Raw genomic sequence first — 9,786 nt, forward strand, 5'->3', positions numbered from 1 at the left:
TTGGGGGGGGGGGGGGGGGGGGGCGGGCCCCATCATCCGTCTTGTCCTCCCGCCCGGCCGCGCGCCGCCCCCACTACCCGGCGCCGCGCGGCCCGTTGGACCGCGGCAACGCCCGGATCAGGCCGCTTCGGGCGCCGGCTTGTTCAGGCCCAGCCAGCCGCCGATGATGCCGCGGGCTTCATCCACGCCCTGGCGGGCGGGACCGGAGAAGGTCTGCACGCTGACGGTATCGCCGAAGGAGGACTGCAGTTCCTTGCGCACCTTCTGCAGGGCGATGCCCTGCTGGCCACGGCCGAGCTTGTCGGCCTTGGTCAGCAGCGCGTGCGCCGGCAGGCCGCGCTGCACCGCATAGGCGAGCATCTGGCGGTCGTAGTCCTTCAGCGGGTGACGGATGTCCATCACCACCACCAGGCCACGCAGGGCCTCGCGGGTACGGAAGTACTGGTCGATGAACGCCTGCCAGTGCGCCTGCAGATCCAGCGGGACCTTGGCGTAGCCGTAGCCGGGCAGATCGACCAGCTTGGCCTCCGGGGTGACCTCGAAGAACACCAGCTGCTGGGTGCGGCCGGGGGTCTTGGAGACCCGGGCCAGGCTGTTCTGGCGGGTCAGGGCGTTGAGGGCACTGGACTTGCCAGCATTTGAGCGACCGGCAAAGGCGACTTCCGCGCCCACGTCTTCCGGCAATTGCCGGGTGTTGTGGGCCGAAAGCAGGTATTGGGCGCGTTCGAGGAGCAATGACATGGGCATAGGATCGCATGTCCGGGCCCGATCCGCGCTGCCCGCGCTCGGTTTTGCTGCACCCTGCGTTGACCGTGGCGTGAAACGGCGTTGATAATCGGGCGATCCCCGTGGTTGCGGTCCCGCAACCGCCAGGCCGGTCCACACGGAGCTTCCGCATGCGCCATGCTCGCGTTCTTGCCGTTTCCGCACTTGCTGTATCGCTGCTCGCCGCCGTTGCCGTTGCCCAGACCTCGATCACGCCCCTGCCGGACAACGGGCCGATCAAGACCGCCTCGCTGGAGGTCGATTTCAGCAAAACCACCTGGGGCGATCCCAAGGCCGGGCAGACCAAGGCGGCCGCCTGCGCGGCCTGTCACTCGGCCGATGGCAATTCCACGGTGGAGATGTACCCGAGCATCGCCGGCCAGAGCGAGCGCTACAGCGCCCAGCAGATGGCCCTGATCGCCAATGGGCAGCGCACCTCCGGGGCTTCGGCGGCGATGGTGCCGTTCGTGCAGGACCTCACCCCGCAGGACATGCGCGACATCGGTGCCTACTTCGCCACGCAGAAGGCCACGGCCGGCATCGCCGACGATGGCGCGGTGACCGAGGGCCCGTACGCGGGCAAGAAGTTCTATGAGATCGGCCAGCAGCTGTATCGCGGCGGCGATGCCGAGCGCGGCATCCCGGCCTGCATGGCGTGCCACGGCCCCACCGGCGCGGGCAATCCCGGCCCGGCCTACCCGCATATCAGTGGCCAGCACGCAGCGTATGTCGCGCGCCGCCTGCAGGAGTATCAGGCCGGGACCACCCAGGAAACGGACAAGGCCCACTTCCAGATCATGGCCTCGATCGCCAAGTCGTTGACCGAGCAGGAAATCCAGGCCCTGGCCAGCTACCTGCAGGGCCTGCACAACCGGGCCGATGACGTCGCCGCAGCCGCCACCCCGGTCGCCGGAGGCGCGCAGGCTCCCTGACGACCGCCCACCCCGCAGCGCATCCCCTTGGTCGGATGACCGATGCGGACGCCCCGGCCGGCGGGGTATGTTCACTGGCACGCCGGCGACTGGGCCGGCGTCGTTTTTTCTGTATGGAGATGGATGTAGATGACGTTGATGCCCCGCCTGATGTTGTTGCTGCTGGCCCTGAGCCCGTTGACCACCCTCGCTGCCACCCCGGCCCCGCTGGTGGAGGGCAAGGATTACGAACGCATCGCCGATGCCGGTCCGTTCGCGCCGCTGGCCGGCAAGATCGAAGTCGTGGAGATGTTCGGCTACACCTGCCCGCACTGCGCGCACTTCGAGCCGCAGCTGGAAGCCTGGGCCGCCAAGCTGCCCAAGGACGTCCGCTTCACCCCGGTGCCGGCCGCTTTCGGGGGCGTGTGGGATTCGTTTGCCCGCGCCTACTACGCCGCCGACCAGCTGGGCGTGGCCAAGCGCAGCCATCGCGCCATGTTCGATGCCCTGCATGAGAAGGGCTCGCTGCCGATGCAGAACGTCTCGCCGGATGAACTGGCCGCGTTCTACCAGGGCTTTGGCGTGGCCCCGGCGCAGTACATCACCGCGCTCAAGAGCGACGCCGTGGATGCCAAGGTCAAGGCCGCCCGTGCCTTCGCCCTGCGCACCAAGGTGCCCGGCACGCCGACGCTGATCGTCAATGGCGTGTACCTGGTCAAGGGCGACTCGTTCGAGTCGATGCTGCGCAATGCAGATGCCCTGATCGCCCGTGCGCGCAGCGGCAAGGCGCTCTAACAGCGCTCGCTGAACCATCACGCACCGTGCACGCGGGACGCTCGTTTCCGCGTGTCATCATGCTTCCCTGGCCGACGCTCCCAGCGTCGGTCCCACCATGCTCATCCGCTGGAGATGCTTCGATGAAGACCCGTTTCGCCATTACGCTCATGGCCCTGCTGCCGATCCTGGCTGCCTGCAAGGCGCAGGACGGTACCGCCAACACCACCGCCCCGGCCGAACCGGCCGCGCCGAGCAGCACCCCGGCCACCGAAACGGCCCCCCCGAGCGAGCAGGCCCCGGCCGCCAGCGGTGAAACCGCCGCCGCCGAGACCGCCGCTGCCGAAGCCACCACCCCGGCGCCGGCGCCGGCCTCGTCGCGCCCGACCGGCCCGGAGCCGGTTGCCGGCACCGACTATGTGGTGATCGAGAATGGCCAGCCGTTCCAGCCGGCCACCGGCAAGATCGAAGTCGCCGAAATCTTCGGTTACGTGTGCCCGGCCTGCGCCGCGTTCCAGCCGCTGATCGGGCCGTGGAAGGCCGGTCTGCCGAGCGATGTCAATTTCGTCTACGTGCCGGCCATGTTCGGCGGCACCTGGGATGACTACGGCCGTGCGTTCTACGCCGCGCAGGCCATGGGCCTGCAGGAAAAGACCCACGAAGCCATGTACGCCGCGATCCATGCCGAGCAGAGCCTGAAGGGCGAGCGCGGCCGTGATTCGGTCGACGACATCGCCAACTTCTACGGCAAGCACGGCGCCGACCCGAAGCAGTTCGCCGCGATGATGGGCAGCTTCGCCGTCAACGCCAAGACCAACTCGGCCAAGCAGTTCGCCCAGCGCAGCAAGATCTCCGGCACCCCGTCGGTGATCGTCAACGGCAAGTACCTGGTCAAGGGCAAGGGCTTCCCGGACATGCTGCGCATCGCCGATCACCTGATCGCGCGCGAACGCGCCGGCAAGGCCAACTGATCCAGCGATAGCGAACCGTCGTGACCTCCCCCCACACGCGGACCCTGCGCCTGCTGACGGCCAATATCCAGGCCGGTTCGAGCACCCGCCGCTACAGTGACTACGTGACCCGCAGCTGGTCGCATGCACTGCCGGCCGGGCGTAAGCGAACCAGCCTGGATGCCATCGCGCAGATGGCCCGCGAACACGACATCGTCGGCCTGCAGGAGGCCGATCCCGGCAGCCTGCGCTCGGGCTTCACCAACCAGACCCACTATCTGGCCGAGCGCGCCGGCTTCAATTACTGGAGCCACCAGCCCAACCGCCGGATGGGTGGGGTCGCCTCCAGCGCCAACGGCCTGCTCAGCAAACTCGAGCCGGTCGAGGTCCAGGACCACGCCCTGCCCGGCCGGATCGGCGGGCGCGGCGTGCTGCTGGCCAAGTTCGGTGAAGGCAGCCAGGGCCTGGCGGTGGCGGTGGCGCATCTGTCCTTGGGGACCAATTCGCGCATGTCGCAATTGGCCTTCATTGCCGATCTGCTCTCCGACCACCCCAACGCCGTGCTGATGGGCGATTTCAACTGCCTGGCCGAACGGCCGGAAATGCAGGTGCTGTACCAGAAGACGACGCTGCAGCCGCCGGGCTGCGTGGTGCCGACCTTCCCCAGCTGGCGCCCGGACCGGGCGATCGACCACATCCTGCTCAGCGACGGCCTGCAGCAACGCAGTGCCGAAGCCGTGCCGGCCGCGTTCTCCGATCACCTCGCGCTGGCGATGTCGATCGATGTACCGAGCAGCGCGCTGCGCTGACCCCTGTGCACCCGCCGCCCTTGCGCGGCGGGCATCGTGAGCGTGTAAACAGGCTGTCCACAGCGCCTGTGCGATAAATCCCGCCGTCTGCCGCTCCGGCACCGGGAGTATCCCCCACCCCATGAGTACCGTGGAGCCGCCTCTGCCCGAGGTGCGCACGCTTCGACCCGTGTTCCTGCTTGCCGCCACGATCGTGGCGGCATTCGCCATTCTGGTCACCGTGTTTCCCATCGATGCCGGCGTGATGCTGCTCGATGCCCAGACCTGGGCCTCGCGCAATGTCGGCTGGTATTACCTGCTGGCGATGACCGTGTACCTGGTGTTCGTGGTCGGCGTGGCGTTGTCCGGCTATGGCAACGTCAAACTCGGCGCGGACCATGACGAGCCGGAGTTCAGCTATCTGTCTTGGGCCGGCATGCTGTTCGCCGCCGGCATCAGCATCACCCTGTTCTTCTTCTGCGTCTCCGAGCCGCTGACCCATTACCTGTTGCCGCCGCAGGGCGGCACCGGCAGTGGCGAGGCCAGCGCGCGCCAGGCGATGCAGCTGCTGTTCCTGCACTGGGGTCTGCATGGCTGGGGCGTGTTCGCGCTGGCCGCGATGGCGCTGGCCTACTTCGCCTACCGCCACAACCTGCCACTGGCGCTGCGCTCGGCGCTGTATCCGTTGATCGGCAAGCGCATCAACGGGCCGATCGGCTACACCGTGGATGCCCTGGGCATCGTGGCCACCGTGTTCGGCCTCGGCGCGGACATGGGCTTTGGCGTGCTGCATCTCAACGCCGGCCTGAACACCTTGTTCCCGGTGCCGCACGCGGCCTGGGTGCAGGTCGGGCTGATCGTGCTGATGATGGGCGCGGCGATCACCGTGGCCGTGTCCGGCGTGGAGAAAGGCGTGCGCTGGATGTCCAACATCAACATGCTGCTGGCGATCTCGCTGCTGCTGTTCATGCTGTTCGCCGGCCCCACCCAGTACCTGCTCAATGCCTTCATGCAGAACATGGGCGACTACCTGGGCAACGTGGTCGGCAAGAGTTTCGATGTGTACGCCTACGGCGGGCGCCCGGACTGGCTGGGCAACTGGACGGTGTTCTACTGGGCCTGGTGGATCGGCTGGGCGCCGTTCGTGGGCCTGTTCATCGCGCGCATCTCGCGCGGCCGCACCATCCGCGAATTCGTGCTCGGCGTGCTGCTGATCCCGCTGGGCTTCACCCTGGCCTGGCTGTCGATCTTCGGCAACAGCGCGCTGGACCAGATCCTGCATCACGACCAGGTACACCTGGCGCAGATGGCGGTGGAGAACCCGCCGACCGTGCTGTACGCGCTGCTGGAGAGCTATCCGTGGAGCCGCGCCGTCATCGCGGTCACGGTGATCGTCAGCTTCATCTTCTTCGTCACCTCGGCCGATTCCGGCACGGTGGTGCTGTCCACGCTGTCCTCGCAGGGCGGCAATCCGGAAGACGACGGCCCGCGCTGGTTGCGCGTTTTCTGGGGCGTGATGACCGGCCTGGTCACCGCCGGACTGCTGCTGGCCGGCAGCATGGATGCACTCAAATCCGCGGTGGTGCTGGCCTCGCTGCCGTTCTCGGTGGTGTTGCTGCTGATGCTGTGGGGCCTGACCCGCGCGCTGGGCGAAGAGTCGCAGCGCAAGAAAGCCTCGCAGTACTCGCCGATCCCATTGATCGGGCAATCGCGACACCAGCGCGGCTGGCGCCAGCGCATCACCCAGGCGGTGCATTTCCCGGTCCGCGACGAGGTGTACCGGTTCATGGATACCGATGTGAAGCCGGCGATCGAAGCCGTCGCGGCGCAGCTGCTCGAACAGGGCCTGGATGTGCAGACGAAGTTCGAGCCGGGTCACATGGAGCTGCTGGTGGACCATGGCGAACAACAGGTGTTCACCTACCAGGTGATCATGCGCGGCTACCTCACGCCTTCGTTCGCCGCGCAGCGCTTCCGCAACCAGCGTTACTACCGCGCCGAAGTGCATCTTTATGAAGGTGGACAGGACTACGAGCTGTTCGGCTACAGCCGCCAGCAGATCATCAACGACATCATCGATCAGTACGAGCGTCACCTGCAGTTCCTGCATCTCACGCGTTGACGCACTGATCTCCCGCTGCAAAGGAGTCATCGACATGCCTACCCTCCCCGACCAGCTGCTGTACATCGGCGGCCGCTACGTTCCCTCCCAGGGCGGACAGACCTTCCAGGTCATCAATCCGGCCAACGGCGAGCTGCTCGCCAACGTCCACAGCGCCAACAGCGACGATCTCGACGCTGCCGTGGAGAGCGCCCAGGCCGGCCAGAAAGCATGGGCCGCGCTGACCACCGTGGAGCGCTCGCGCATCCTGCTGCGGGCGGTCGCGCTGCTGCGCGAGCGCAACGATGCACTGGCCGAGCTGGAATCGCGCAACACCGGCAAGGCCCTGAGCGAAACGCTCAGCGTGGACGTGGTCACCGGTGCAGACGTGCTGGAGTACTACGCCGGCGTCATGCACGGGCTGGAAGGCAGCCAGGTGCCGCTGCGTGAGAGCAGCTTCTTCTACACCCGGCAGGAGCCCCTTGGCGTGGTCGGCGCGATCGGTGCCTGGAACTACCCGATCCAGATCGCGCTGTGGAAGGCCGCCCCCGCGCTGGCCGCCGGCAACGCGATGATCTTCAAGCCCAGCGAAGTGACGCCGCTGACCGCGCTGAAGCTGGCGGAAATCTTCACCGAGGCCGGCCTGCCCGATGGCGTGTTCAACGTGCTGCCCGGCGATGGCGCCGGCGTCGGCTCGGCATTGACCGAGCATCCGCTGATCGAGAAGATCTCCTTCACCGGCGGCACCGCCACCGGCCGCAAGGTGATGGCCAGTGCCTCCAGCTCCACGCTCAAAGACGTCACCATGGAGCTGGGGGGCAAGTCGCCGCTGATCATCTGCGCCGACGCCGATCTGGACCTGGCCGCCGACGTGGCGATGATGGCCAACTTCTACAGCTCCGGTCAGGTGTGCACCAACGGCACCCGCGTGTTCGTGCCGCGCAGCACCCTGGCCGCGTTCGAAGCCAAACTGCTGGAACGGGTCAAGCGCATCCGCATCGGCGACCCGCTGGCCAAGGACACCAACTTCGGCCCGCTGGTCAGCGCCGCGCACATGCAGCGCGTGCTTGAGCACATCGCCAGCGGCAAGGCCGAGGGTGCACGGCTGGTCTGCGGCGGCGAACGGCTGACCGACGGCACGCTGGGCAAGGGCTGCTATGTGGCACCGACGATCTTCAGCGATTGCCGCGATGACATGCGCATCGTGCGCGAAGAGATTTTCGGGCCGGTGATGAGCCTGTTGGCGTACGACGACGAAGACGAGGCCGTGCGCCGCGCCAACGACACCGATTACGGTCTCGCCGCCGGCGTGGTCACGCCGGACCTGGCGCGCGCGCATCGCCTGATCCATCAGCTCGAGGCAGGCATCTGCTGGGTCAACAGCTGGGGCGAATCGCCGGCACAGATGCCGGTGGGCGGCTACAAGCAGTCCGGTGTCGGCCGTGAAAACGGGCTGGCCACGCTGCGTGCCTACACCCGCACCAAATCCATCCAGATCGAACTGGACCGCTACGCGTCGGTGTTCTGAACCGGCCTTACCAGGAGACACCGCGATGAAGCGCGAGTACGACTACATCATCATCGGCGCCGGGTCGGCCGGCAACACGCTGGCCGCGCGCCTGACCGAAGACGCCGGCGTCAGCGTGCTGCTGCTGGAAGCAGGCGGCCCGGATTACCGGATGGATTTCCGCACCCAGATGCCGGCCGCACTGGCTTATCCGCTGCAGGGCCGCCGCTACAACTGGGCGTATGAAACCGAGCCGGAACCCTACATGGACAACCGGCGCATGGAGTGCGGCCGCGGCAAGGGCCTGGGCGGTTCCTCGCTGATCAACGGCATGTGCTACATCCGCGGCAACGCGATGGACTTCGACCAGTGGGCCAGCTTCGACGGCCTCGAGGACTGGAGCTACCACGACGTGCTGCCCTACTTCCGCAAGGCGGAAACGCGCGACATCGGCGCCAACGATTACCACGGCGGCGACGGCCCGGTCAGCGTGGCCACGCCGAAGAACGGCAACAACGTGCTGTTCCACGCGATGGTCGAGGCCGGCGTGCAGGCCGGCTACCCACGTACCGATGACCTCAACGGCTACCAGCAGGAAGGCTTCGGCCCGATGGACCGCACGGTGACCCCGCGCGGGCGCCGCTCCAGTACCGCGCGCGGTTACCTGGACATGGCCAAGGACCGTGAGGGACTGGAGATCGTGGTGCACGCCACCACCGACCGCATCCTGTTCGCCGGCAAGCGCGCGGTGGGCGTGCGCTACCTGGCTGGCAACAGCGCCGAGCCGATCGACGCTACCGCCCGCCGCGAGGTGCTGCTGTGCGCCGGGGCGATCGCCTCGCCGCAGATCCTGCAGCGCTCTGGGGTGGGTGCGCCGGCGTTACTGGCCGCACTTGGCGTACCGCTGGTGCACGACCTGCCCGGCGTCGGCGAGAACCTGCAGGATCACCTCGAGGTATACATGCAGTACGCCTGCAAGAAGCCGGTCTCGCTGTACCCGGCGCTGCAGTGGTGGAACCAGCCGGCGATCGGTGCGGAATGGCTGTTCGCCGGCACCGGCATCGGTGCCAGCAACCAGTTCGAGGCCGGCGGCTTCATCCGTACCCGCGAGGACTTCGACTGGCCGAACATCCAGTACCACTTCCTGCCGGTGGCGATCAATTACAACGGCACCAACGCGGTCAAGGAACACGGCTTCCAGGCGCATGTGGGCTCGATGCGCACGCCCAGCCGCGGGCATGTGCATGCCAAGTCGCTGGACCCGCGTGAGCACCCCTCGATCCTGTTCAACTACCAGTCCACCGATCAGGACTGGCAGGAATTCCGCGATGCGATCCGCATCACCCGCGAGATCATCGCCCAGCCCGCGCTGGACGAGTACCGCGGCCGCGAGATCAGTCCGAGCGCCGAGTGCCAGACCGATGCGGAACTGGATGCCTTCGTGCGCGCGCATGCCGAGACCGCCTACCACCCCTCCTGCTCGTGCGCGATGGGCACCGATGCGATGAGCGTGGTGGACGGCCAGGGCCGTGTGCACGGGATGGAGAGCCTGCGTGTGGTGGATGCTTCGATCATGCCGCGCATCATCACCGGCAACCTCAACGCCACCACGATCATGATCGCCGAGAAGATCGCCGACCGGATCCGGGGGCGTGCTCCGCTGCCGCGCAGCACGGCGGCGTATTACGTCGCCGGGGACGCGCCGGCCAGGCGCTGAGGGCGCCGCGATCCATCGGTAGGCGCCGCCGGGGGGGCGGCCCACGAATCCCGGCAATGCCGACTCCTCGCATCCCGGTAGTGCCGGCCGCTGGCCGGCTCCTCGCGTCCTGGTAGTGCCGGCCGCTGGCCGGCTCCTCGCATCCTGGTAGTGCCGGCCGCTGGCCGGCTCCTCGCATCCTGGTAGTGCCGGCCGCTGGCCGGCTCCTCGCGTCCTGGTAGTGCCGGCCGCTGGCCGGCTCCTCGCGATCTCACGGTAATCGCGGAGCCGGCC

8 protein-coding genes are annotated in these 9,786 nt (G+C 67.6%); 7 read left to right on the top strand and 1 reads right to left on the bottom strand.

The window, feature by feature from the left end:
* Nucleotides 1–117: 117 nt before the first annotated feature.
* Nucleotides 118–741, bottom strand: coding sequence for a ribosome biogenesis GTP-binding protein YihA/YsxC (yihA, locus tag ABE472_RS18650; protein WP_070473671.1), 624 nt, complete (start codon nt 739–741; stop codon nt 118–120).
* A gap of 155 nt (nt 742–896) precedes the next feature.
* On the opposite strand from yihA, the gene ABE472_RS18655 reads away from it, so the two are divergent.
* The 7 genes from ABE472_RS18655 to betA all read left to right on the top strand — a co-directional run bounded on the left by ABE472_RS18655 (nt 897) and on the right by betA (nt 9,513).
* On the top strand, nt 897–1,697 hold the full coding sequence (locus tag ABE472_RS18655) for a c-type cytochrome (RefSeq protein ID WP_313219603.1): 801 nt from the start codon (nt 897–899) through the stop codon (nt 1,695–1,697).
* Nucleotides 1,698–1,826: 129 nt separating this feature from the next.
* The gene (locus tag ABE472_RS18660; protein WP_313219602.1) at nt 1,827–2,471 is read left to right on the top strand and encodes a thiol:disulfide interchange protein DsbA/DsbL; all 645 of its coding nucleotides are present in this window, start codon (nt 1,827–1,829) and stop codon (nt 2,469–2,471) included.
* A 122-nt stretch (nt 2,472–2,593) separates the two neighbouring features.
* Nucleotides 2,594–3,421 carry a thiol:disulfide interchange protein DsbA/DsbL gene (locus tag ABE472_RS18665; protein WP_313219601.1) on the top strand — a complete coding sequence of 276 codons (828 nt, stop codon included), beginning with the start codon at nt 2,594–2,596 and terminating at the stop codon, nt 3,419–3,421.
* Nucleotides 3,422–3,471: 50 nt separating this feature from the next.
* Nucleotides 3,472–4,209 (top strand): endonuclease/exonuclease/phosphatase family protein, encoded by a 738-nt coding sequence (locus ABE472_RS18670; RefSeq protein WP_172838073.1) that lies wholly within the window; start codon nt 3,472–3,474, stop codon nt 4,207–4,209.
* A gap of 121 nt (nt 4,210–4,330) precedes the next feature.
* Complete coding sequence (betT, locus tag ABE472_RS18675; RefSeq protein WP_313219600.1) at nt 4,331–6,310, top strand: choline BCCT transporter BetT; 1,980 nt, start codon at nt 4,331–4,333, stop codon at nt 6,308–6,310.
* A 34-nt stretch (nt 6,311–6,344) separates the two neighbouring features.
* Complete coding sequence (gene betB / locus ABE472_RS18680; RefSeq protein ID WP_313212700.1) at nt 6,345–7,817, top strand: betaine-aldehyde dehydrogenase; 1,473 nt, start codon at nt 6,345–6,347, stop codon at nt 7,815–7,817.
* A gap of 25 nt (nt 7,818–7,842) precedes the next feature.
* A complete protein-coding gene (gene betA / locus ABE472_RS18685; RefSeq protein WP_313219598.1) occupies nt 7,843–9,513 on the top strand; it encodes a choline dehydrogenase in 1,671 nt (556 codons plus the stop codon).
* Nucleotides 9,514–9,786 lie beyond the last annotated feature (273 nt).

Source organism: Stenotrophomonas sp. TWI809 (assembly GCF_039673205.1).
Lineage (GTDB): Bacteria > Pseudomonadota > Gammaproteobacteria > Xanthomonadales > Xanthomonadaceae > Stenotrophomonas.